Genomic DNA, 753 nt, shown 5'->3' with positions numbered 1-753 from the left:
TCATCATGAACAGCCGTTCGTTTGGACGGTCGGTTCCTCGTGCCCAAAGCATTGACAACGGACATCAGAGCGGTGTTTTGCTCCCACGTTGCCTGCCGTGGCCTGATCTGTGATCGACGTTCCATGGACGAAGAGCAAGGAGTTTTTCTCCATCGAGTCTACACTGGAGGTTCTCACGACTCGGCATCGGCGGCATGAGGTTTATCGGTAATGGCCTGACGATGTGAAGGCACGGATTGTGTCTGAGGATCTGCGACCTGGCGTAACGGTTAACGAAGTCGCGGAACGCTACGGGCTGAAGGCTCCGTCTGCTGGCGAATCGTGAGCCGGCGACGGCGGAAGCTTGGCTGCGGCAGAACGCTCAAACCCAAATCATTGCCCGCGATCGTGGCGGCGATTACGGGTTGGCGGCCGCAAGAGCATTGCCCGATGCAGTGCAAGGTCACTGATCGATGGCATTTGATGGAGAACGCCAGCCGTGCGTTCCTGGACGCCGTCCGCAAACCGATGCGGCAAATCCGCAAGACACTCGGAGCAACGCGCGTCAATCCCAAGCTGCTGACCGCGGCCGAACGCCTTCAATACGAAGGCCATCTCCGGCGCCAACAGACCAACGCAGCCATCATGGCGCTGACAAAGGAAAATGCCACGATCAAGGAAATCGTGCGCCGTACCGTGTCGACAGAGCCAATACTTGCAAGAGGCGGGGCCTTACCGGTGGCCGAGATCGAGGACGTCATAGCAAAAGCAGTT

General features: G+C 58.3%; 1 protein-coding gene and 1 pseudogene. Both read left to right on the top strand.

The features are described from left to right. The first annotated feature begins 223 nt into the window (after nucleotides 1-223). Nucleotides 224-325: a hypothetical protein gene (locus CO664_RS31790; protein WP_337441790.1), complete on the top strand. Its 102-nt coding sequence runs from the start codon at nucleotides 224-226 to the stop codon at nucleotides 323-325. After that, nucleotides 303-639 (top strand): annotated as a pseudogene (locus CO664_RS31545) (transposase); the annotation flags it as partial. The gene CO664_RS31790 and the pseudogene CO664_RS31545, both read left to right, overlap by 23 nt. Between the last annotated feature and the right edge of the window lie 114 nt (nucleotides 640-753).

Origin of the sequence: Sinorhizobium sp. NG07B (assembly GCF_002532005.1) — a bacterium.
Taxonomy (GTDB): domain Bacteria; phylum Pseudomonadota; class Alphaproteobacteria; order Rhizobiales; family Rhizobiaceae; genus Sinorhizobium; species Sinorhizobium fredii_C.
Note: the sequence above shows the minus strand (reverse complement) of the source record. Positions and strands in the feature narration are given on the sequence as shown.